The sequence below is a fragment of the Pseudomonas putida genome (genome assembly GCF_001636055.1).
Classification (GTDB): domain Bacteria; phylum Pseudomonadota; class Gammaproteobacteria; order Pseudomonadales; family Pseudomonadaceae; genus Aquipseudomonas; species Aquipseudomonas machongensis.
In genome coordinates this window covers 1,924,252-1,946,314 of record NZ_CP011789.1, presented here as the reverse complement: position 1 = coordinate 1,946,314, position 22,063 = coordinate 1,924,252, and the positions used below count along the sequence as shown (strand labels likewise).

At 60.7% G+C, this 22,063-nt stretch carries 15 protein-coding genes, 2 tRNA genes, 2 rRNA genes and 2 pseudogenes; 6 read left to right on the top strand and 15 right to left on the bottom strand.

The genetic code is table 11. The annotated features are described in order from the left end of the window. Positions 1-56: 56 nt before the first annotated feature. The 4 genes from AB688_RS08930 to AB688_RS08915 all read right to left on the bottom strand — a co-directional run bounded on the left by AB688_RS08930 (position 57) and on the right by AB688_RS08915 (position 4,943). Positions 57-2,949, bottom strand: a 23S ribosomal RNA gene (locus AB688_RS08930). A 222-nt stretch (positions 2,950-3,171) separates the two neighbouring features. Then, positions 3,172-3,247, bottom strand: a tRNA-Ala gene (locus tag AB688_RS08925). A 6-nt stretch (positions 3,248-3,253) separates the two neighbouring features. Then, positions 3,254-3,330, bottom strand: a tRNA-Ile gene (locus tag AB688_RS08920). Between the two features lie 76 nt (positions 3,331-3,406). After that, positions 3,407-4,943, bottom strand: a 16S ribosomal RNA gene (locus tag AB688_RS08915). Together the 16S and 23S rRNA genes with 2 tRNA genes alongside form the textbook arrangement of a ribosomal RNA operon. Positions 4,944-5,397: 454 nt before the next feature. On the opposite strand from AB688_RS08915, the gene AB688_RS08910 reads away from it, so the two are divergent. Beyond that, a complete protein-coding gene (locus AB688_RS08910; protein WP_063543518.1) occupies positions 5,398-6,291 on the top strand; it encodes a formate/nitrite transporter family protein in 894 nt (297 codons plus the stop codon). A gap of 3 nt (positions 6,292-6,294) precedes the next feature. Here AB688_RS08910 and AB688_RS08905 read toward each other — a convergent pair. Further along, positions 6,295-7,389, bottom strand: a pseudogene (locus AB688_RS08905) (MBL fold metallo-hydrolase). A 128-nt stretch (positions 7,390-7,517) separates the two neighbouring features. Here AB688_RS08905 and AB688_RS08900 point away from each other — a divergent pair. Continuing rightward, positions 7,518-8,594 carry a diguanylate cyclase gene (locus tag AB688_RS08900; RefSeq protein WP_196759884.1) on the top strand — a complete coding sequence of 359 codons (1,077 nt, stop codon included), beginning with the start codon at positions 7,518-7,520 and terminating at the stop codon, positions 8,592-8,594. 10 nt (positions 8,595-8,604) lie between these two features. On the opposite strand, the gene AB688_RS08895 is transcribed toward AB688_RS08900, so the two are convergent. Further along, positions 8,605-8,925 carry a DUF2025 family protein gene (locus AB688_RS08895; RefSeq protein WP_054891734.1) on the bottom strand — a complete coding sequence of 107 codons (321 nt, stop codon included), beginning with the start codon at positions 8,923-8,925 and terminating at the stop codon, positions 8,605-8,607. Positions 8,926-9,090: 165 nt separating this feature from the next. On the opposite strand from AB688_RS08895, the pseudogene AB688_RS26115 reads away from it, so the two are divergent. Then, positions 9,091-9,234, top strand: a pseudogene (locus AB688_RS26115) (SDR family oxidoreductase); the annotation flags it as partial. Here AB688_RS26115 and AB688_RS08890 read toward each other — a convergent pair. Then, positions 9,231-10,019, bottom strand: coding sequence for a LysR family transcriptional regulator (locus AB688_RS08890; RefSeq protein WP_063543516.1), 789 nt, complete (start codon positions 10,017-10,019; stop codon positions 9,231-9,233). The pseudogene AB688_RS26115 and the gene AB688_RS08890 overlap by 4 nt on opposite strands. 101 nt (positions 10,020-10,120) lie before the next feature. Between AB688_RS08890 and AB688_RS08885 the strand changes: the two genes are divergently transcribed. Further along, positions 10,121-10,849, top strand: a complete 729-nt coding sequence (locus AB688_RS08885; protein ID WP_063546669.1) for an SDR family oxidoreductase — start codon at positions 10,121-10,123, stop codon at positions 10,847-10,849. A 48-nt stretch (positions 10,850-10,897) separates the two neighbouring features. Here AB688_RS08885 and AB688_RS08880 read toward each other — a convergent pair whose 3' ends face one another. From AB688_RS08880 to AB688_RS08860, 7 genes are all read right to left on the bottom strand, one after another. After that, complete coding sequence (locus tag AB688_RS08880) at positions 10,898-11,767, bottom strand: HlyD family secretion protein (RefSeq protein ID WP_063543514.1); 870 nt, start codon at positions 11,765-11,767, stop codon at positions 10,898-10,900. 11 nt (positions 11,768-11,778) lie between these two features. After that, on the bottom strand, positions 11,779-11,985 hold the full coding sequence (locus AB688_RS08875) for a DUF1656 domain-containing protein (protein WP_054891739.1): 207 nt from the start codon (positions 11,983-11,985) through the stop codon (positions 11,779-11,781). Beyond that, the gene (locus AB688_RS08870) at positions 11,972-13,960 is read right to left on the bottom strand and encodes an FUSC family protein (protein ID WP_063543512.1); all 1,989 of its coding nucleotides are present in this window, start codon (positions 13,958-13,960) and stop codon (positions 11,972-11,974) included. Before AB688_RS08870 ends, AB688_RS08875 begins: the two co-directional genes overlap by 14 nt. Positions 13,961-14,121: 161 nt before the next feature. Further along, positions 14,122-14,238 (bottom strand): cytochrome c oxidase subunit CcoM, encoded by a 117-nt coding sequence (gene ccoM / locus AB688_RS27380; RefSeq protein WP_054891741.1) that lies wholly within the window; start codon positions 14,236-14,238, stop codon positions 14,122-14,124. Between the two features lie 133 nt (positions 14,239-14,371). Next, positions 14,372-14,533 carry a hypothetical protein gene (locus AB688_RS26985; RefSeq protein ID WP_196759883.1) on the bottom strand — a complete coding sequence of 54 codons (162 nt, stop codon included), beginning with the start codon at positions 14,531-14,533 and terminating at the stop codon, positions 14,372-14,374. 67 nt (positions 14,534-14,600) lie between these two features. After that, the gene (locus AB688_RS08865) at positions 14,601-14,939 is read right to left on the bottom strand and encodes a hypothetical protein (protein ID WP_054891742.1); all 339 of its coding nucleotides are present in this window, start codon (positions 14,937-14,939) and stop codon (positions 14,601-14,603) included. 110 nt (positions 14,940-15,049) lie between these two features. Next, positions 15,050-15,745: a M949_RS01915 family surface polysaccharide biosynthesis protein gene (locus AB688_RS08860; protein ID WP_063543510.1), complete on the bottom strand. Its 696-nt coding sequence runs from the start codon at positions 15,743-15,745 to the stop codon at positions 15,050-15,052. Positions 15,746-15,863: 118 nt separating this feature from the next. Between AB688_RS08860 and rapA the strand changes: the two genes are divergently transcribed. Continuing rightward, positions 15,864-18,710 (top strand): RNA polymerase-associated protein RapA, encoded by a 2,847-nt coding sequence (gene rapA, locus AB688_RS08855; protein ID WP_063543508.1) that lies wholly within the window; start codon positions 15,864-15,866, stop codon positions 18,708-18,710. Positions 18,711-18,942: 232 nt separating this feature from the next. Further along, positions 18,943-21,207: a putative bifunctional diguanylate cyclase/phosphodiesterase gene (locus tag AB688_RS08850; protein ID WP_063543506.1), complete on the top strand. Its 2,265-nt coding sequence runs from the start codon at positions 18,943-18,945 to the stop codon at positions 21,205-21,207. On the opposite strand, the gene AB688_RS08845 is transcribed toward AB688_RS08850, so the two are convergent. Continuing rightward, positions 21,107-21,994, bottom strand: a complete 888-nt coding sequence (locus AB688_RS08845; RefSeq protein ID WP_063543504.1) for an NAD(P)-dependent oxidoreductase — start codon at positions 21,992-21,994, stop codon at positions 21,107-21,109. The two genes, AB688_RS08850 and AB688_RS08845, sit on opposite strands and share 101 nt — an antisense overlap. Positions 21,995-22,063 lie beyond the last annotated feature (69 nt).

The following is a 22,063-nucleotide window of genomic DNA, read 5'->3' as shown; positions in this document are numbered from 1 at the left end:
TCGGTTCGTTTCGTCTTCACCACCACAATCTGCAAAGCAAATTGCTTGGGTGTTATATGGTCAAGCCTCACGGGCAATTAGTATTGGTTAGCTCAACGCCTCACAGCGCTTACACACCCAACCTATCAACGTCGTAGTCTTCGACGGCCCTTCAGGGGATTCAAGATCCCAGTGAGATCTCATCTTGAGGCAAGTTTCCCGCTTAGATGCTTTCAGCGGTTATCTCTTCCGAACATAGCTACCCGGCAATGCCACTGGCGTGACAACCGGAACACCAGAGGTTCGTCCACTCCGGTCCTCTCGTACTAGGAGCAGCCCCTCTCAAATCTCAAACGTCCACGGCAGATAGGGACCGAACTGTCTCACGACGTTCTAAACCCAGCTCGCGTACCACTTTAAATGGCGAACAGCCATACCCTTGGGACCGGCTTCAGCCCCAGGATGTGATGAGCCGACATCGAGGTGCCAAACACCGCCGTCGATATGAACTCTTGGGCGGTATCAGCCTGTTATCCCCGGAGTACCTTTTATCCGTTGAGCGATGGCCCTTCCATACAGAACCACCGGATCACTAAGACCTACTTTCGTACCTGCTCGACGTGTGTGTCTCGCAGTCAAGCGCGCTTTTGCCTTTATACTCTACGACCGATTTCCGACCGGTCTGAGCGCACCTTCGTACTCCTCCGTTACTCTTTGGGAGGAGACCGCCCCAGTCAAACTACCCACCATACACTGTCCTCGATCCGGATCACGGACCTGAGTTAGAACCTCAAGGTTGCCAGGGTGGTATTTCAAGGATGGCTCCATGAGAACTGGCGTCCCCACTTCAAAGCCTCCCACCTATCCTACACAAGCAAGCTCAAAGTCCAGTGCAAAGCTATAGTAAAGGTTCACGGGGTCTTTCCGTCTAGCCGCGGATACACTGCATCTTCACAGCGATTTCAATTTCACTGAGTCTCGGGTGGAGACAGCGCCGCCATCGTTACGCCATTCGTGCAGGTCGGAACTTACCCGACAAGGAATTTCGCTACCTTAGGACCGTTATAGTTACGGCCGCCGTTTACCGGGGCTTCGATCAAGAGCTTCGCTTGCGCTAACCCCATCAATTAACCTTCCGGCACCGGGCAGGCGTCACACCCTATACGTCCACTTTCGTGTTTGCAGAGTGCTGTGTTTTTAATAAACAGTCGCAGCGGCCTGGTATCTTCGACCGGCATGGGCTTACGGAGCAAGTCCTTCACCCTCGCCGGCGCACCTTCTCCCGAAGTTACGGTGCCATTTTGCCTAGTTCCTTCACCCGAGTTCTCTCAAGCGCCTTGGTATTCTCTACCTAACCACCTGTGTCGGTTTGGGGTACGGTTCCCAGTTATCTGAAGCTTAGGAGCTTTTCTTGGAAGCATGGTATCAACCACTTCGCACTCTAAAGAGCGCTCGTCATCAGCTCTCGGCCTTGAAATCCCGGATTTGCCTAAGATTTCAGCCTACCACCTTAAACCTGGACAACCAACGCCAGGCTGGCCTAACCTTCTCCGTCCCTCCATCGCAATAACTGGAAGTACAGGAATATTAACCTGTTTTCCATCGACTACGCTTTTCAGCCTCGCCTTAGGGACCGACTAACCCTGCGTCGATTAACGTTGCGCAGGAAACCTTGGTCTTTCGGCGTGCGAGTTTTTCACTCGCATTGTCGTTACTCATGTCAGCATTCGCACTTCTGATACCTCCAGCAAGCTTCTCAACTCACCTTCACAGGCTTACAGAACGCTCCTCTACCGCATCACCAGAGGTGATACCCGTAGCTTCGGTGCATGGTTTGAGCCCCGTTACATCTTCCGCGCAGGCCGACTCGACTAGTGAGCTATTACGCTTTCTTTAAAGGGTGGCTGCTTCTAAGCCAACCTCCTAGCTGTCTAAGCCTTCCCACATCGTTTCCCACTTAACCATGACTTTGGGACCTTAGCTGACGGTCTGGGTTGTTTCCCTTTTCACGACGGACGTTAGCACCCGCCGTGTGTCTCCCATGCTCGGCACTTGCTGGTATTCGGAGTTTGCATCGGTTTGGTAAGTCGGGATGACCCCCTAGCCGAAACAGTGCTCTACCCCCAGCAGTGATACATGAGGCGCTACCTAAATAGCTTTCGAGGAGAACCAGCTATCTCCGAGCTTGATTAGCCTTTCACTCCGATCCACAGGTCATCCGCTAACTTTTCAACGGTAGTCGGTTCGGTCCTCCAGTCAGTGTTACCTAACCTTCAACCTGCCCATGGATAGATCGCCCGGTTTCGGGTCTATACCCAGCGACTAAAGCGCCCTATTAAGACTCGCTTTCGCTACGCCTCCCCTATTCGGTTAAGCTCGCCACTGAATATAAGTCGCTGACCCATTATACAAAAGGTACGCAGTCACCTAACAAAGTAGGCTCCCACTGCTTGTACGCATACGGTTTCAGGTTCTATTTCACTCCCCTCTCCGGGGTTCTTTTCGCCTTTCCCTCACGGTACTGGTTCACTATCGGTCAGTCAGTAGTATTTAGCCTTGGAGGATGGTCCCCCCATGTTCAGACAAAGTTTCTCGTGCTCCGTCCTACTCGATTTCATTGAAAAGAGACTTTCGTGTACGGGGCTATCACCCACTATGGCCGCACTTTCCAGAGCGTTCCACTAATCTCAAATCAACTTAAGGGCTGGTCCCCGTTCGCTCGCCACTACTAAGGGAATCTCGGTTGATTTCTTTTCCTCAGGGTACTTAGATGTTTCAGTTCCCCTGGTTCGCCTCTTGCACCTATGTATTCAGTACAAGATACTCAGCTTATGCTGAGTGGGTTCCCCCATTCAGAGATCTCTGGATCACAGTCTGTTTGCCGACTCCCCAAAGCTTATCGCAGGCTACCACGTCTTTCATCGCCTCTGACTGCCAAGGCATCCACCGTATGCGCTTCTTCACTTGACCATATAACCCCAAGCAATCTGGTTATACTGTGAAGACGACATTCGCCGAAAATTCGTGAGAACTCACAAATTTTACCTTAGCCTGAACTACCAGCAGTGAAACTGGCATTCAGTCTATTTCTATCACATATCCGAATTTTTAAAGAACGATCTGACAAAAGCCAGAAATCAACATTCATCGACGAATGTTCATTTCTAGGTTCTGATCAAGGTACAGCGTAAGTGGTGGAGCCAAGCGGGATCGAACCGCTGACCTCCTGCGTGCAAGGCAGGCGCTCTCCCAGCTGAGCTATGGCCCCGCATATTGGTAGGTCTGGGCAGATTTGAACTGCCGACCTCACCCTTATCAGGGGTGCGCTCTAACCAACTGAGCTACAGACCTATATAGGGTCTTGATCGTCTTCACAATGAATCAAGCAATTCGTGTGGGAGCTCATCAGCAGGCTGATGTCTTCGATTAAGGAGGTGATCCAGCCGCAGGTTCCCCTACGGCTACCTTGTTACGACTTCACCCCAGTCATGAATCACACCGTGGTAACCGTCCTCCCGAAGGTTAGACTAGCTACTTCTGGTGCAACCCACTCCCATGGTGTGACGGGCGGTGTGTACAAGGCCCGGGAACGTATTCACCGCGACATTCTGATTCGCGATTACTAGCGATTCCGACTTCACGCAGTCGAGTTGCAGACTGCGATCCGGACTACGATCGGTTTTGTGAGATTAGCTCCACCTCGCGGCTTGGCAACCCTCTGTACCGACCATTGTAGCACGTGTGTAGCCCAGGCCGTAAGGGCCATGATGACTTGACGTCATCCCCACCTTCCTCCGGTTTGTCACCGGCAGTCTCCTTAGAGTGCCCACCATAACGTGCTGGTAACTAAGGACAAGGGTTGCGCTCGTTACGGGACTTAACCCAACATCTCACGACACGAGCTGACGACAGCCATGCAGCACCTGTGTCAGAGTTCCCGAAGGCACCAATCCATCTCTGGAAAGTTCTCTGCATGTCAAGGCCTGGTAAGGTTCTTCGCGTTGCTTCGAATTAAACCACATGCTCCACCGCTTGTGCGGGCCCCCGTCAATTCATTTGAGTTTTAACCTTGCGGCCGTACTCCCCAGGCGGTCAACTTAATGCGTTAGCTGCGCCACTAAAATCTCAAGGATTCCAACGGCTAGTTGACATCGTTTACGGCGTGGACTACCAGGGTATCTAATCCTGTTTGCTCCCCACGCTTTCGCACCTCAGTGTCAGTATCAGTCCAGGTGGTCGCCTTCGCCACTGGTGTTCCTTCCTATATCTACGCATTTCACCGCTACACAGGAAATTCCACCACCCTCTACCATACTCTAGCTCGCCAGTTTTGGATGCAGTTCCCAGGTTGAGCCCGGGGCTTTCACATCCAACTTAACGAACCACCTACGCGCGCTTTACGCCCAGTAATTCCGATTAACGCTTGCACCCTCTGTATTACCGCGGCTGCTGGCACAGAGTTAGCCGGTGCTTATTCTGTCGGTAACGTCAAAACAGCAAGGTATTAGCTTACTGCCCTTCCTCCCAACTTAAAGTGCTTTACAATCCGAAGACCTTCTTCACACACGCGGCATGGCTGGATCAGGCTTTCGCCCATTGTCCAATATTCCCCACTGCTGCCTCCCGTAGGAGTCTGGACCGTGTCTCAGTTCCAGTGTGACTGATCATCCTCTCAGACCAGTTACGGATCGTCGCCTTGGTGAGCCATTACCTCACCAACTAGCTAATCCGACCTAGGCTCATCTGATAGCGCAAGGCCCGAAGGTCCCCTGCTTTCTCCCGTAGGACGTATGCGGTATTAGCGTTCCTTTCGAAACGTTGTCCCCCACTACCAGGCAGATTCCTAGGCATTACTCACCCGTCCGCCGCTGAATCAAGGAGCAAGCTCCCGTCATCCGCTCGACTTGCATGTGTTAGGCCTGCCGCCAGCGTTCAATCTGAGCCATGATCAAACTCTTCAGTTCAATACTGCTTGGGTTTTTAAGAAACCCTAAACTTGGCTCAGCAATCTCAAATGACTATGTGATTTCTCGCATGGCCACTTGTGATGCTGATAATCTTGGCGACTATCAGTCCGTACTCACAAGCACCCACACGAATTGCTTGATTCGATTTGTTAAAGAGCGTTTGGTTAAGAGCCTTTCGTCTCAACCGAGGCGCGCATTCTACGCTTTCCTCATTTGCTGTCAAGCGTTTATTTTGAAGTTTTTTCAAACCGCTTTCTTTCAAAAGCCTTCAACGTCAACGACTTACCGACTGCCTCGCTGCGTTCATCGCTGCGAGGAGGCGAATAATACGTGGTTTGAAATCAGAGTCAACACTTTGATCCAAAAAAACTTTTATCCGCCTCCATGAGCTCACCGGCAACTAATCCGAGCGCAATCGATCTGTAGAGAAACATCCCAGGAGCGCGACACGATGAGCAAAGCGCAGAACGAGAAAACCCCAGGCCTGTCGGCAGATGAAGAGCAGGAAGTCAGCCATAACCAGCCACCCCGCGCAGCAGTACTGCACGAGATCATCCGCGCCCAGGGCGATCAGGAACTGGAACGCACCCTGGCAGCCCTGTGGTGGTCGGCACTGGCCGCCGGCCTGACCATGGGCCTGTCGCTGATGGCGATGGGACTGTTCTATGCACGCCTGCCAGACAACGACAGCAGCCAGGTGATTGCCAGCCTCGGCTACGCTGCCGGTTTTCTTGCCGTGATCCTCGCTCGCCAACAGTTGTTCACCGAAAACACCCTGACTGCCGTGTTGCCGGTAATGACCGCCCCTACCCTCGCCAACCTCGGCCGCCTGATACGCCTGTGGACAGTGGTGCTGATGGGCAATCTCGCCGGCACCTTGCTGGTGGCCTGGGTGATGCTCGAGCTGCCGATCTTCGACAGCAAGACCGATGTGGCCTTCCTCGAAATCGGGCGCAAGGTGATGCACAACGATCCGAGCCAGATGTTCGCCAAGGGCATCATCTCGGGCTGGATGATCGCGACCATGGTCTGGATGATCCCATCCATGGAGAACGCCAAGATCTGGATCATCCTGATGATCACCTACCTGATGGCTCTGGGCGACTTCACCCATATCGTCGTCGGCTCGGTAGAAGTGTCCTATCTGGTCTGGGCCGGAGAGCAGACCTGGCCCAGCTTCTGGCTGGAGTTCGCCCTGCCGACCCTGGCCGGCAACATCATCGGTGGCAGCTTCATCTTCGCCCTCATCAGCCACGCCCAGGTACGCAGCGACAGCGGCAAGCCGCCGTCGAAGCTGCTGGATGATGAACAGGAGTCGCCAATAAAGAAGGGCCGTGAAAGCTGATACTCAGCGCACCGCCACTGCACGCTCGGTGCTGTCGCCTCGCTGACGCAAAGGCCTGGGCTGCCACCAGTTCTGCCCTGCATGGGGCGAATCCAGACTGACGCGCTCGCCCATCTGTGGCGTGCTCAACGGTACCTGGGCCTGCGCCGCGAGCGCGACGATGCGCTCGAAAGGCTCCTGCCAGCTGTGCAGGGAGAGATCGAACGTTCCATTGTGGATCGGCAGCATCCAGCGTCCGCGCAGATCCAGGTGCGCTTGCAGGCTCTGCTCAGGCTGCATATGCACATTGGGCCAGGCCAGGTTGTAGGCACCGGTCTCCATCAATGTCAGATCGAAGGGTCCGAAGCGCTCGCCGATTTCGCGAAAGCCTTCGAAATATCCGGTATCACCACTGAAGAACAGGCGCAGCCCTTCATCGATCACCACCCACGACGCCCACAAGGTGCTGTTACTGTCGAACAGGCCGCGCCCAGAAAAGTGCTGCGCCGGTGTGGCGACGAAACGCACGCCTGCGACTTCGGTTTCCTGCCACCAGTCCAGCTGACGCACCTTGTCGCTCGGCACGCCCCACTCGACCAAACGATCGCCCACGCCCAGCGGTGCAAGAAACTGGCCGGTGCTTGGCGCCAGCTGGCGTATGGCCGACTCATCGAGATGATCGAAATGGTCGTGGGACAGAATCACCGCTGCCAGCGGCGGAAGCTGGTCGACTGCCAGCGGCGAAGCGTGGAAGCGCAGCGGGCCGGCCCATTACACGGGCGAGGCGCGTTCGGCAAATACCGGGTCTGTAATGAAGAAGTGCCCACGCAGTTTTAGCAGTACCGTGGAATGGCCCAGACGCCAGAGGCTGTGGTCCGGGGCATCGAGTACCTGCTGGCGGGTCATTGGCTGCAGGCTCGGGGGAATGGCAGGACGTGTTTCGGGAGGTTTGCGCAGCAGCAGATACTTGAGGCCGATGCGCAACTTCTTGAGCACGCCATCCTTGGGCAGCTCGGCCTGGTTGTGAAAACGCCCATCCCTGTAAGGTGCCGGCTCGCCGGCGGGGGAAGCCATGGGGGCCATGAGCAGGAGCACTCCGAGGAGGAACAAAGGCTTCATGCTACCTCACAATGATCGGATCAACCGTGAATTGGCTTGTAAGGTCATTTTTCCGCCGTGAATCATTGTTCAACAATATTCATGCAACTTATGCGATAAACGGCTTCTGCAGAAAAAGAACGATAGACATGATCGACAACAGAAGCGGCAAGGGGCTCTCCTTCGTCAGGCGCATCTATCTGCCGCGGACCATCGGCATGGGCATCGGCCTGTTCAGCGTCATGGCGGCACTTGCCCCGCTGCAACCACCCACCTGGGTGTGGCTGCTGATGCTATTCAACGGCCTGGCCTGGCCGCACCTGGCTTATCAATGGGCGATCCGCTCCCCTGCCCCCTACCGCGCCGAACAGCGCAACCTGTTGCTCGATTCGCTGAGCGGCGGTTTCTGGGCCGCGGCCATTCATTTCAATCCGTTGCCGACCGTGACCATCCTGTCGATGATGACCATGAACAACGTCGCTGCAGGCGGCAAGCGCATGGTACTGCGCGGGTTGCTCGCGCAGCTGACAGGCATGCTGCTGGCCATGGCGCTGTTCGGCCCCGGGCTGCAATTGCAAGCCTCGGCATTGCAGGTCTATGCCTGCCTGCCAATGTTGACGCTCTACCCGCTGGCGCTCGGTTGGGTCTGCTATCAATTGGCAATCAAACTGGCCGACCACAAGCGTCGACTGAGCGCCCTGAGCCGCACCGACAGCCTCACCGGGCTGCTCAACCATGGCTCATGGAAAGACTTGCTGCTGCTGAGGTTCCAGATCTGCCACCAGCAGCAGGCCCCGGCCGTGATCGCCCTGATCGACATCGACCATTTCAAGACCATCAATGACACCTTCGGCCACGTGGTCGGCGATTGCGTGCTCCGCCAGCTGAGCCACGAGCTCAAGCGCGTCCTGCGCGACGATGACCTGGCCGGGCGCTACGGCGGTGACGAGTTCTGTCTGATCCTGCCTGCCACCGATCAAGACCAGGCGGGCGTTGCGATGGAGCGCCTGCGTGAGCAGGTCAGCGCCTATCGCAACCCGCAACTGCCGGAATTGCGCATCAGCCTGAGCATAGGCCTCTCGGCCTATCACCCTGGGCTGAAAACGCCCGAGCAGTGGCTTGAAGACGCCGACAAGGCCCTCTACACCGCCAAGCATCAAGGCCGCAACCAGGTCAACGTCGCCCGCAGCGAGGCTGGCCCTCTCAAGCTGGCCTACCCCGACTGAACCTGCTGGCTCAGCGCAGGCTACGCTCGGCGACGATCTCCGGCAGGTCGGTGCGGCGCAGATAGATCCGCAGCGGCTCGCCAATGTTCAGGCGATCGTCCACATGCTGTCGCAGCAACAGTGCCAGACGCTCACGGCAGAGCGCCATGCGCCGCCCCGACTCGGGACGCCAGACGAACTCGCTGCAGGGCGTGATGCTCGCATCCGCGACATCCATACCGAATGCGTCCTCGGAAAAGCGCACGATATGCGTGCCACGCTTGCCGTGAAAACCGACGAAGCCGTTGAGCTGCTCGGCAGCTGTGCAGATATCCTGGGATGTAATGGCCATGACGTTACCTCGCAAAGAAATCGGAAGGAACGCACGCCAGGCGGGAACGGTTGCCTCTATCGGGCAACGCGCAGATCGTTTGTTGCGCAGCCTAACGCAACCTGCGCCGCCTTCGCCAAGGTTTTTCAGCGAGCGCCGGATAACGCCGGATCGAGCTGATCGGCCAACGCCTTCGTGGCCAGCAATACTGCCCTGGGCCGCGCCGGCCTGCCCGACGATATCGGCGCAGCCATCGCCCTGTTGCTTGAGGACAGTAATGGCTGGATTACCGGGCAGCGTCTGGAAGTCTCCGGCGGCATGTTCCTCTAACCCAGGCTGCTGCCGCTCAGCGCCTGCTGCAAGCTCGCCAGGGCAGGAATGTCCAGCGCCTGGGCGGCGTAGCACAACCCGACCCGACGCCTCAGCGCCGGGCCGGGCCCTGGTTGCCAGTAGACCCCTGGGTGGCGCTCGGCCAGCGACTGCGGCAACCAGGCCGCGCCCAGCCCGGCGGCGACCAACGCCAACGCCAGTTGCAATGATCCGGCCTGTGCCACCTGCTCACCCTCGCCATATAGCCCCATCAGGCGCTGGTGCGAAGGATGCTGCGGGCAGGTGATCCAGCGACCGTCGGGCTGGCTGCCGGTGGCCATGACCAGGACAAACGATTCTTCCCACAGCGCAAGGAAGAGCTCATCCTCACAGCGCTCGGCTTCATCGGCCAGCCGCGCATCGCCCTCGCAACCGTCCAGCAACGTCAATTGCAGCCCAGGCACGGCCTGAGCCGCAAGACGCACGCATGCTTCGACCTGGGCCGGGGCGATATCGGCCTCGATACCCAGCGCGAGCGGGACACGCTCCTGTTCCTGGCGAAAGCGCAGGCGCAGCGCCTCGGCTTCGGCAACCATGCGGCACGCCTGCGGATACAGCGCCCGCGCGTGCTCGCTGACGTCCACACCGCGGGCCTGGCGCAGGAACAGGCTGACGCCGAGGTCCTCCTCGAGTTGCCGGATGGTCACTGACAATGTCGGCTGAGCCACGCACAGGCGCTGCGCGGCCAAAGTGATGTTGCGCTCTTCGAACACAGCGATGAACGCCTTGAGATGACGAATATCCATAGATAAAACCGATGCCAGCCAGAGGAATAAGCCGTTTTTCATGGTCTGGATCGATGCTTACAATCCTGGCCATCGAAAACGATTATGCCTTGGAGGCGCTCATGAACAAACCTCTGATCATCATCACCGGCGCCAGCTCCGGTATCGGGGCCGCCACGGCCCAGCAATTCTCGGCCGCAGGTCACCCGCTGCTGCTGATCGCTCGTCGCCTGGAACGTCTCGAAGCATTGGCCCTGCCCAACTGCCTGTGTCGCGCCGTGGACATTCGCGACCGTGCCGCGCTGGTGGCGGCGGTGAACGAAGCCGAAGCCTTGTACGGCCCGGCCGACGCGCTGGTGAACAATGCCGGCGTGATGCTGCTGGGCCAGGTGCACGAGCAGGATCCTGAGCAGTGGGACCGGATGATCGACATCAACGTCAAAGGCCTGCTCAACGGCGTGCATGCACTGGCCAGCGGCATGGTCGCGCGTCGAGCCGGCACCCTGATCAACGTCAGCTCCGTCGCCGGGCGCAAGACCTTCCCCAACCATGTCGCCTACGTCGGCACCAAGTTCGCCGTGCATGGCCTGTCGGAAAACCTGCGCGAAGAGCTGGCGCCACACAACGTGCGTGTCGTCACCATCGCGCCGGGCGCAGTTGAGACCGAGCTGCTCGGCCACACCACCGACGAGGGCATCAAGCGCGACTACGAGTCGTGGAAAGCCAATGACATGGGCGGTGTAGTGCTCAAGGCCGAGGATGTGGCTGGGGCGATCGTCTGGGCGTACCAGCAGCCGCAACATGTGTGCATCCGCGAGATCGTCCTGGCAGCCACTGCCCAGCAACCCTGATCGGCAAGCGCCCCCACAGGCACGCTAGGTGCCTGTGGGGGCGCTTGCTCAGCGCTGTACTTCATCCTCCCGAACCTGCACGCTTGCGGTCATCCCGGCGCTGAGATTCACCCCTGCGGGGATCTCGTCCAGCCTGATCCTCACCGGTATCCGCTGCGCCAACCTGACCCAGTTGAAGGTCGGTTCCACCTCCGGCAACAACTGTCCGTCCGGGGTCGAGTTGCGGTCAGTGATGCCCCGGCTGATGCTCTCCACATGCCCATGCATGGCCTCCCCCGCCCCCATCAGCCAGACCTTCACCGGATCCCCGACACGAATGCGCGGCAGCTTGGTTTCCTCGAAATAGGCCTGGATATAGAAAGTCGAGTCGTCCACCAGCGCCATCATCGATTGCCCGGTATTGACGTAGTTGCCTTGGGCCAGTCGCAGGTTGGTGATGTGACCGTCGCGCGGTGCGCGCACTTCGCTACGGGCCAGGTTGATCTTGGCCACCTGCAGTTGCGCTTGCGCCTCGTGCAGTTCACCACGGGCGATGGCAGCATTGATCTGGGCGTTCTCGCGCAGCTCGGCGCTGATCGCCTCCGGCCCAAGGGCCGTGCGCCGAGCCGCTTCGCGCTCACGCAGGCGCAACTGCTGGGTGCGGGTTTCAGCCACGGCACTGGCCTGGTCGAAAGCCGCCTGGAAGCGCTCGTGATCGATGATCATCAAGACATCGCCGGCCTTCACCGGCTGGTTGTCGTGTACCCGCAGTTCGCGCACCCAGCCGGACACGTCCGGGGCGATCACCACCACATCGGCCCGCACCCGCGCATCGCGCGTCCAGGGGGTAAGCATGTAGTACTGCCAGAGGTGATATCCGGCAAACCCGGCAATGGCCACCACGCACAGGGTGACCAGGGTACGTACCGCTGTACGCATGGACTGACTCCTTACAAAGGTCCCAACAGATGTACCACCAACGACAGCACACAGACGAACAACGCCGCATCGAACAGCGCTTCATGCCAGATCCAGCGACCTAGTGGCGTCGCCTGCACCACCCAGCGCAACAGCCCAGTAAGCACCAACGCCATCAACACGTAGATCAGAAACGGGCTGAGCAATACGCCGCCCAGCGCCCACTCACGCAACCCCATGGACTTCCTCCTGCCAACGGCACCACTTGCCCCAGCTCTTCTGCAATTGCAGGACCGCGCCGATAGCCAGGCGCAGCGGGTCGCTCGACGGCTGGCGGCGCAGGGCCTCGATGAACTGCTCGCTGGCGGCATCCAGACGCTGGCCGCGCCCAGGCGCAGGGCCACTGGCCAGAACCGCCTCCAGTTGCTGCAGGTACTGGCGCTCGGCACCGGCCAACGGTACCTGGGCCACCGCCAGGCACATGCGCAGGTGCACCAGTTCGTCACCGATGTCCAAGCCATGCAGGCCATCGTCCCAACGCTTGCGCTCGGCCTCGGGCAACTCGCTGGCATGACGGGCCAACTGCATCAGGCGATCGGCCATGCGTCCACCGAACCAACTGTCGGCGCCCCGCAGGTCGCGATGGGTCAGGCGAACCAGGTCGCTCTGGGTGGCGGCCCTCAGGCGCCGACCCAGCCACTTCGGATGACGCAGCACGACCAACCGAAACGCCAGTACCGCCGCCCCCACACCGATGAGCATGGCCTGGGCGCTGTTGAGCATGCTGGCCACGTCGAAGTGCATGGCGTTCAGAGGCGCCACCAGCACGATGAAATGCAGGCAGTACGAGGTCGCCGTCGGCCCCGTGCGCGGATGGGCCATGCCCAGCGCACCGAAGAACAGCGGTACGCCCATGCCAAGACACAGCAAGGCGAAACTGCTCCATTGTGGCAACAGGATCTGCCCGACGAAAAACGCCACCGGAATCGCCAGCAAGATGCCACGCAGAAAGCTCAAGCCGATCTGCGCGCCGTTCTCGCGGCTGGCGAACAGGCTGCAGACCACGCAGGTCAGCACCAGGCCTCCGGGGGCCGAGGGCCAGGCCGTGGCCAGCCAGAAACTGCTCATGACCAGAAACGCCAACGCACTGCGCGAACCGAACAGCAGCGCCAGCGGCAGGTCGCGATGCGCCGCCAGGCCCAGCGATACGTCCTTGGGCGTTCGCCCTTCCTCCACATCGAGCAGCGCCTGGGTGGCGGCCATGGCGAAGTCCAGCAGCAGGGCCAGGCGCGCCAGGCAGAAATGCTCGGCGGGGCTGATCTGTTCGTCGTGGGCTGCGTCCCAGATACGTTGGCGCAATAACAGAAGGCTGGGCTGATCGGGGTTGGCCAACTGGGTCCGAACCTCCTCCAGCCAGGGCGCCAGGTGCGCCGCTTGCTGTTCGTCGAGCTGACGCCACTGACGACGCACCGAACGCGAAATGCGCAGCAGCACCATCAGCTTCTGGCTCAGGCCACGGATTGCGCGGGCCCGCTGGCGGCCACGACTGCCTTCGAACCAGGCATGTTCACGCTGAACGTCGATGGCGACGATGCGCCCAAGGATGTCCAGCAGCCCCTGGCGCGCCTCGTCTTCACCGCCGAGCATGGCACTGGCGGTCTGCATGCCGTTCTGCCAGGCCTGCCGCGCCTGGCCGCCGAGTTGCTGCTCGACGCGCATCGGCCAGATCAGCGCGCTGGTGGCTGTGGCGCAGACGATGCCCAGGCAGATTTCGGTGCAGCGCGCCACCGCCTGGTCGAACACCTGCAAAGGGTGGTCGATCGCCGGCAACGCGATGATCGCTGCGGTATAGCCCGCCAACACGAAGGCGTACGCCCAGGCACTGCGTAGCTGGGTTGATGCGGCGGTACAGAGCGCCAGCCACAAGGCGAGGGTCAGCAGGAACAACCACGGGGTCTGGGCGAACAGGCCGATGAACACCACCGACATGAACGTACCGACCAGGGTGCCGGCCAGTCGCGCCAGCCCCTTCTGCACTACCATGCCCGACAGCGGCTGTGCCACGATGAACGCAGTCATCAAGGCCCAGGCGGGTTGTTCCAACCCCCAGCGCAGCGCCAGCCACAGCGCCAGTCCACCGCCCAGCAGGGTCTTGATGGCGAACTTCAGAGCAGGGCTAGTGGGTGCGAACAGGGCCTGGAGGGTGATGGGCACGAAGCGGACCTTGCGGGGGGATATTGAATAGAACGATAGACAACGAACGGAAGAATAAAATGCCATCAACTAATTAGCTAGCTAATCATCTTTTAAAACGGCAAAAAAATAGGCGACCGAAGTCGCCCTAAATGCCTTGCGTGCTCGTATACCCGGAAGGATCAGCGCGATTTGCGCTTGTTCGCATCCTTCCAGATGAAAAGTCCCAGACCGGCAAAGAACGTCAACATCAACCCGACTGTCACCACACCGGCGATCACCACGTTGTCGAAGAACATGTCGGCCTCCCGATTCGTTGCCGTTGTCCGATGTGTGCAAGGTAACGAATGTGCGGGGAGGAGAAATTGACCAGGGTCAATAGGGCCCGGGACCGGGCACAAGAGGGGGCGCAGGTTTGACCTGCATCAGTTTTCAGCGCTTCTTGGGCTTGCTTTTGCCTTTCTTTTTATTGCTTTTGCTCAACGGCATGGCCTGTTCGAAGGCCTGGCGCATTTCATCCAGGCGCTTGTCCTTGATGTCGTGGATGCGTTTGGCGCGCTCGGCGCCGAAGTCGATCAGGTTGTCTTGGCTCATGGGCGGGCTCGACTGACAGCGGATGCGCTCATGATGAAGCCTGATGGCGACGCTGAACAGCCCCGCCTCAGACTTCGATGTCCACCAGCAACCCCTGGCGTGGCCGCTCACCCAGTGGCGCCACCGGCACGGTATTGTCGGCATTGAGTTCATCGCCGGGCATGGCGCTGTAGAGTTCTTCCTGCTCGTCCTGGCGGCGTTGCTGACGGCGCTGCTGCTGGCGGCGTTGTTCCTCACGCAGCCGATAGGCTTCATCCTGCGGGTCGCGCTGCTGCTTGAGGTCGATAGTGCCATCGCTGGAGGCAGGCTGGGCCGGAACCACCGGAGGAATATTGGGGCTCTGCTTGACGGGGTCTTGTTGCGAGGTCACGGGGACGGCACTGAGCGGAATGATCGGCGGCAGCATGAGTCGGTTCTCCTGTAGCCACTGTGTCGGCCAGCCAAGGTGCGCCTTGAGCACATGGGCAAGGGTTTGTGCGGCCGGTCACAATACCGTCTGCAAAGTATAGACCGCGATCATTCGCCTTCGTCGTCGGGATCGTCGTCAGCGGGCTGGCTGGTTTCGCTCCAGGGCCGCTTGTAGACCTGCTGCCAGACCGCGTCCATGTGTTCGCGCAACACCTGCGGCGCGTTCTTCAATGACGCACTGTCCTCGCGCTCGCCGCCGATGGGCTCCTCGCCCGCCGGGCTGATCTGCGACTGACCACTGATGCTGTAGATCGCCTCGCCTTCGCGCATTTCGATGCTGATGTCATGCGGGTCGATGCCGCCGCCACAGAAGGCGTGGCTGGCCACGGTGACTTCGGCGACACCATCCTTGTTCAGGTCGGTGACGTCGCTGACATCGGTGTAGAAGTCGACATCCAGGTCTAGCCCCGGGCACGTTGTCTCCTGATCGACCTGCCAGCGTGGCTTGAACGCCTCGCTTTCGCTCGCACGCCCATAGAGCGTGGCCTTGAGCACGACCTTGTCGACTTCCTGTTCGCTGTCGGCATCGGTCGCCTGACCGTCTACACGGCTGAGCACCAGCAGGCCTTCGCCTTCGCGGTCGTGGAAATGCACGCTCTTGAGCGGCGTCTGAACGCCCAGGACTTCCAGTTGCTCGGCCGGAATCGGCGCGAGGATCTCGAACTTCTTCTGGTCACAGGCTGCGAGCAGCGCCAGGCTGCCCACGGCCAGGGAGAGGTTCAACCAGCGGTGCGTGACAGGCATGTTGGCGCGAGGCCCTCGTTGACTAAAGGGTATTCGTCGATGAAGTGGCTGAACGCTTTGGTCCGCCGGGCCTATCCGTTAAGATAGTGCGCTTTTTCATCGCGGGAGTTCAGGCAGTATGGCGCAGCAGTATCAACCGGGGCAACGCTGGATCAGCGACAGCGAAGCCGAGCTCGGCCTGGGAACCATCCTGGCGCAGGATGGCCGCCTGCTGACCGTGCTCTATCCGGCCACTGGCGATACCCGCCAGTACTCGCTACGCAACGCGCCGCTGACCCGCGTGCGCTTCTCGCCGGGTGACCAGATCACTCACTTCGATGGCTGGAAGCTGACCGTGCGCGAGGTCGAGGATGTCGATGGCCTGCTGGTCTACCATGGCCTGGACGGGCAGAACCAGGCGCGTACCCTGCCTGAGACGCAACTGTCGAACTTCATCCAGTTCCGCCTGGCCAGCGACCGTCTGTTCGCCGGACAGATCGACCCGCTGTCGTGGTTCTCGCTGCGCTACAACACCCTGCAGCACAGCAGCAAGCAGATGCTCTCCTCGCTCTGGGGCCTGGGCGGCTGCCGCGCCCAGCCGATCGCCCACCAGTTGCACATTGCCCGTGAAGTCGCCGACCGTATCGCCCCGCGGGTATTGCTGGCCGACGAAGTAGGCTTGGGCAAGACCATCGAGGCGGGCCTGGTCATCCACCGCCAATTGCTGACGGGCCGTGCCAGTCGCGTGCTGATCCTGGTTCCGGAAAACCTTCAGCACCAGTGGCTGGTGGAAATGCGCCGGCGCTTCAACCTGCAGGTGGCATTGTTCGACGCCGAGCGTTTCATCGAGAGCGATGCCAGCAACCCGTTCGAAGATGCCCAACTGGCGCTGGTGGCGCTGGAGTGGCTGGTCGACGATGAAAAGGCCCAGGACGCCCTGTTCGCCGCCGGCTGGGACCTGATGGTGGTCGACGAAGCCCACCACCTGGTATGGCACGAGGAGCAGGCCAGTGCCGAATACGCGCTGGTCGAGCAGTTGGCCCAGGTCATTGCTGGCGTGCTGCTGCTCACTGCAACCCCCGAACAGCTTGGCCAGGACAGTCATTTCGCCCGCCTGCGCCTGCTGGACCCCAACCGTTTCCACGACCTGGCCGCCTTCCGCGCCGAGAGCGAGCACTATCGCCCAGTAGCCGAAGCCGTCCAGGAGTTGCTCGACGAAGGCCGCCTGTCGCCAAAGGCCCACGCCACCATTCACAGTTTCCTTGGCGCCGAAGGCGAGGCCCTGCTGGCCGCAGTCAGCGATGGCGACAGCCAGGCCAGCGCACGCCTGATTCGCGAATTGCTCGACCGCCATGGCACCGGCCGCGTGCTGTTCCGCAACACCCGCGCCGCGATCCAGGGCTTCCCCGAGCGTCAACTGCACCCCTACCCGCTCGCCAACCCCGAACCGTACAGCGCGCTGCCCGCCAGTGAGCGTGCCGAGCTGTATCCGGAAGTGGCCTTCCAGGCCCAAGGCGAAGGCAGCGACGACGAACGCTGGTGGCGCTTCGACCCACGGGTCGATTGGCTGATCGACACCCTGAAGATGCTCAAGCGCACCAAGGTTCTGGTGATCTGCGCCCATGCCGAGACCGCCATGGACCTGGAAGACGCCCTGCGTGTGCGCTCCGGCATCCCCGCGACGGTATTCCATGAAGGCATGAGCATCCTCGAGCGTGACCGCGCCGCCGCGTACTTTGCCGACGAAGAATTTGGCGCGCAGGTGCTGATCTGCTCGGAAATCGGCAGTGAAGGCCGCAACTTCCAGTTCGCCCACCACCTGGTGATGTTCGACCTGCCGGCGCACCCGGACCTGCTCGAGCAACGCATCGGTCGCCTCGACCGGATCGGTCAGAAACACACCATCCAGCTACACATCCCGTACCTGCAGGACAGCCCGCAAGAGCGCCTGTTCCAGTGGTACCACGAAGGCCTGAATGCCTTCCTCAACACCTGCCCGACCGGCAGCGCCCTGCAGCACCAGTTCGGCACGCGCCTGCTGGCGCAACTGGTCGGCGGCGACAATGCCGCCTGGAGCGCCTTGGTCGCTGAAGCCCGCGGCGAGCGCGAGCGCCTGGAGGCCGAGCTGCACAGCGGCCGCGACCGCCTGCTGGAGCTCAACTCCGGCGGCGCTGGCGAAGGTGAGGCACTGGTCGAGGCGATTCTCGAGCAAGATGACCAGTTCGCCCTGCCTATCTATATGGAAACCCTGTTCGACGCTTTTGGCATCGACAGCGAAGACCATTCGGAAAACGCGCTGGTGCTCAAACCCAGCGAGAAGATGCTCGACGCGAGCTTCCCGCTGGGCGACGACGAAGGCGTGACCATCACCTACGACCGTGGCCAGGCCCTGTCGCGCGAGGACATGCAGTTCCTGACCTGGGAACACCCGATGGTGCAGGGCGGCATGGACCTGGTGCTGTCCGGCTCGATGGGCAACACCGCCGTGGCGCTGATCAAGAACAAGGCGCTCAAGCCTGGCACCGTGCTGCTCGAACTGCTCTATGTCAGCGAGGTGGTGGCACCGCGTAGCCTGCAACTGGGTCGCTACCTGCCCTCGGCCGCCTTGCGCTGCCTGCTCGATACCAATGGCAACGACCTGGCGCCGCGGGTTGCCTTCGAAACCCTCAACGACCAGCTCGAAAGCGTCCCCAAGGCCAGCGCCAACAAGTTCATCCAGGCCCAGCGCGATGTCTTGGCCAAGCGCATCGCCGCTGGCGAGGCGAAGGTACTGCCGGTGCATGACGAGCGTGTCGCCGAGGCGCAGCGTCGCCTGGCCGCTGAAGCCGACGAGGAGCTGGCTCGCCTGACGGCGCTCAAGGCAGTCAATCCGAGCGTGCGTGACAGCGAGATCGATGCCCTGCGCAAGCAGCGCGAACAGGGCCTGGCGATGCTCGAAAAGGCCGCGCTGCGCCTGGAAGCGATTCGCGTGCTGGTGGCCGGCTGACAAAACGGCGAGCCCGCTCCCGCAGCGTTGTACATGCAGGAGCGGGCTTACCCGCGAAGCACGCGCCGCCTCATCTGTTTTTATAACCTTCCGCTATTGACCTCATGTCCAAATGGTAGAGATCAAACTGCCATTAATCAGGAAGGCCTAGCGCCCCTTTCCTATACTCCGGTTTCAACGGTCTCCACCACGCTGTTTGGGGACGAGTGCAAACTCGACGAAGAGACAGGCAATGGAGTGGCTGGGACTTCAATTGTTCGCCGAGCTTCCGGCGAGCGGACAAATCATCCTCGACTGCCGTCATAACCCTTTCCTGGTCATGCTCGCCTACCTGGTGGCCTGCGCTGCATGCTTCGCCACCCTGGACATGGCCGAACGGCAAAGTCACAGCGAGGCGCTCAACGCCCGCCGCCAATGGCGGATCCTCGGTGCCTGCTGCCTGGCCAGCGGTATCTGGGCCATGCACTTCATCAGCCTGCTGGCGTTCCAGGCGCCACTTGAAGTGCATTACGACATGCCGCTGACCGCCCTCTCGCTGATCATCGCCCTGCTCGCCGCGTGGCTGGCGATGAACAGCCTCGATCGCACTGTGATGCAGTGGCGTCATTACCTGCAGGCTGCGCTGGCGATCGGCCTCGGCATCATCGTGATGCATTACGTCGGCATGGCCGCCCTGCAGACCAGCGCCCTGCAGTACTACCAGACCCCACTGGTGCTCGCTTCGCTGGGCATCGCCGTAGTCACCAGCCTGGTGGCACTGCTGATGGCCCGGCACTTTCGCAGTGGCAGCGGCACCCAGCATCTGGTGATGAAGTACGGCGCCAGCCTGATGATGGCGGCGGGCATCGTCCTCACCCACTTCACGGGCATGGCGGCACTGTCGCTGGTCATTCCAGACAACATGCCTCTGCAACTGCCCTCGGCCAACAACAGCCTGCAGTTGGGGCTGACCATCGCGTTCATCACCCTGCTGATCAGTGGCAGCAGCATCAGCGCTGCACTGGCCGACAAGAAACTGCAAAGCAAGGAACATGACCTGCGGCGGGTCAATGTGCTGCTCAGCCAGCTCGACCAGGCCCGTGCCTCGCTGCAACAGGCCGCCCACTACGATGCCTTGACCAACCTGATCAATCGCCGCGGCTTCAACCAGGTCTTTGCCGAACGCCTGGCCGAGCAGACCGCAAGCGAAGGCATGCTGGCCGTGATGTTCCTCGACATCGACCATTTCAAGCGCATCAACGACAGCCTCGGGCATGCTGCTGGCGACGAACTGCTCAAGGTGATCGCCGGACACATCAAGGCGGCGACCCGCTCCCAGGACGTGGTGGCGCGCTTTGGCGGCGATGAGTTCTGCATCGTCACCAGCCTGCACAACCGCGACGAAGCCCGGCACCTGGCGCAACGCATCATGCAGCGCATGAAGGAGCCCATCAATCTCGGTGGGCGACGCATGGTCATGACCACCAGTATCGGTATCAGCATCTTTCCCGACGATGGACGCAGCGCCGAGGAGCTGCTGAAGAATGCCGACCTGGCGCTGTACCAGTCCAAGGGTGGCGGGCGCAACAACCTGAATTTCTTCAACAGCAGCCTGAAGACCCGCGCCACGCTCGAATTGCAACTGGAAGAGGAACTGCGCGTGGCACTGCTCGAAGAGCGCGGATTGTGCGTGCATTACCAGCCGATCTTCGACCTGCACAGCGCACGGGTCGCCAAGCTGGAAGCCCTGGTACGCTGGCAGCACCCGCAGCATGGCCTGCTCGGCCCCGACCGCTTCATCGGTATTGCCGAAGCCAATGGCATGATCGCCGAACTCGATCTCTGGGTACTGCGCCGCGCCTGCGAAGACGTGGCTGAGCTCAACCGCCTGGGCTACGGACACCTCAAGGTCACGGTCAATTGCTCCGCCGTGACACTGGGGCGCGAGGAACTGGCCAGCGAAGTGGAGATGGCCTTGTTCCAGGCCGGTGTGGCTGCTCGCCAACTGGAGCTGGAAGTCACCGAAAACGCCCTGATGGGCGATATCCACCGCACCATCAACCTGCTCAAACGCATCCGCGCCCAGGGCGTGGCCCTGTCGATCGACGACTTCGGCACCGGCTATTCATCGCTGGCCTACCTCAAGCGCCTTCCCCTGGACGTGCTGAAGATCGACCGCTCGTTCATCCAGGATGTGCCAGGCAGCCAGCAAGACCGAGAGATCGTCCAGGCCATCATCATCATGGCCCACACCCTGCACCTGCAGGTCGTCACCGAGGGCGTGGAAACCGACGAGCAACGCGCATTTCTCGCCGCCCAGGGCTGCGATTTCCTTCAAGGCTACCTGCTCAGCCGTCCGGTACCGTTGACCGACCTGCCGCCGGTGCTGGAGCGGCTCGACAATCTGGACAGCGACTTCAGTCCCGAGCGCGGAACAGCTCTACCAGGGTCGCCGGATCGTTTTGCAGATGCCCCTGGCTGCCGTGCAGGCGCATCAGTTGCGCGGCGAGGCCACTGATGGGTGTTGCCGAACCTTGCTCGCGGGAAAACTTCACTGCAGTGTCGAGGTCCTTGAGCAAGGTGCGCACATGCCATTTGACCGGGGTGTAGCGACTTTGCGCCATCTGTGGCGCGAGGATCTGCAGCGGCCGGGAGTCGGCGAATCCACCGCAAAGCGCTTCGGCGATCAGGCTGGCATCCACCCCTGAGCGTTCGGCCAGGGCCACAACCTCGGCAATCACCAGGGCATTGCAGGCAACGATCATCTGGTTGCAGGCCTTGGTCACCTGGCCGGCACCAACCGCCCCCATGTGCGTCACGCGCTGGCCGAGGGTCAGCAACACCGGGCGCACGCGCGCCAGGTCCGCAGCGTCACCGCCCACCATGATCGCCAGGGTACCCGCCTCGGCGCCTGGCGTACCGCCGGACACTGGCGCATCCAGCCAGGCCATGCCGCACAGGGCCGCAAGCTCCGCGGCCATGTCACGGGTAGCGGTTGGCTCGAGGCTGGAGAAATCCACCAGCAACTGGCCGCTGCGCCCGCCCTGGGCGATGCCTTGCTCGCCGAACACCACCTCGCGGACCACGCCCGTGTCGGCCAGGCACAGCAGCACGATGTCAGTGTCACGGCACAACGCCGCCGGGCTCTCGGCCAGGCGTGCGCCAGCGGCGACCAGCTCGGCGCACTTCTGCGGGCTGCGGTTCCACACGGTCAGCGGGTAGCCGGCAGCCAACAGACGACGGCACATCGGCAGGCCCATCAGGCCGATCCCGGCGAATCCCAGGGAAGGCAATGCAGTACTCATGAACGACTCCAGGCAAGGATTAAAGAAGCGCGACCTTCGGACGATGCAGTGCAGATGCCAGCGCAAACC

What these genes read in the sequence shown, in the direction of transcription:
- AB688_RS08845 (WP_063543504.1), bottom strand. Translation starts at nt 21,994, where the DNA reads ATGAGTACTGCATTGCCTTCCCTGGGATTCGCCGGGATCGGCCTGATG.
- AB688_RS26985 (WP_196759883.1), bottom strand. Translation starts at nt 14,533, where the DNA reads ATGAGCCAAGACAACCTGATCGACTTCGGCGCCGAGCGCGCCAAACGC.
- rapA (WP_063543508.1), top strand. Translation starts at nt 15,864, where the DNA reads ATGGCGCAGCAGTATCAACCGGGGCAACGCTGGATCAGCGACAGCGAA.
- AB688_RS08875 (WP_054891739.1), bottom strand. Translation starts at nt 11,985, where the DNA reads ATGGGGTTGCGTGAGTGGGCGCTGGGCGGCGTATTGCTCAGCCCGTTT.
- AB688_RS08910 (WP_063543518.1), top strand. Translation starts at nt 5,398, where the DNA reads ATGAGCAAAGCGCAGAACGAGAAAACCCCAGGCCTGTCGGCAGATGAA.
- AB688_RS08895 (WP_054891734.1), bottom strand. Translation starts at nt 8,925, where the DNA reads ATGGCCATTACATCCCAGGATATCTGCACAGCTGCCGAGCAGCTCAAC.
- AB688_RS08880 (WP_063543514.1), bottom strand. Translation starts at nt 11,767, where the DNA reads ATGCGTACAGCGGTACGTACCCTGGTCACCCTGTGCGTGGTGGCCATT.
- AB688_RS08860 (WP_063543510.1), bottom strand. Translation starts at nt 15,745, where the DNA reads ATGCCTGTCACGCACCGCTGGTTGAACCTCTCCCTGGCCGTGGGCAGC.
- ccoM (WP_054891741.1), bottom strand. Translation starts at nt 14,238, where the DNA reads ATGTTCTTCGACAACGTGGTGATCGCCGGTGTGGTGACAGTCGGGTTG.
- AB688_RS08890 (WP_063543516.1), bottom strand. Translation starts at nt 10,019, where the DNA reads ATGGATATTCGTCATCTCAAGGCGTTCATCGCTGTGTTCGAAGAGCGC.
- AB688_RS08885 (WP_063546669.1), top strand. Translation starts at nt 10,121, where the DNA reads ATGAACAAACCTCTGATCATCATCACCGGCGCCAGCTCCGGTATCGGG.
- AB688_RS08865 (WP_054891742.1), bottom strand. Translation starts at nt 14,939, where the DNA reads ATGCTGCCGCCGATCATTCCGCTCAGTGCCGTCCCCGTGACCTCGCAA.
- AB688_RS08900 (WP_196759884.1), top strand. Translation starts at nt 7,518, where the DNA reads ATGATCGACAACAGAAGCGGCAAGGGGCTCTCCTTCGTCAGGCGCATC.
- AB688_RS08850 (WP_063543506.1), top strand. Translation starts at nt 18,943, where the DNA reads ATGGAGTGGCTGGGACTTCAATTGTTCGCCGAGCTTCCGGCGAGCGGA.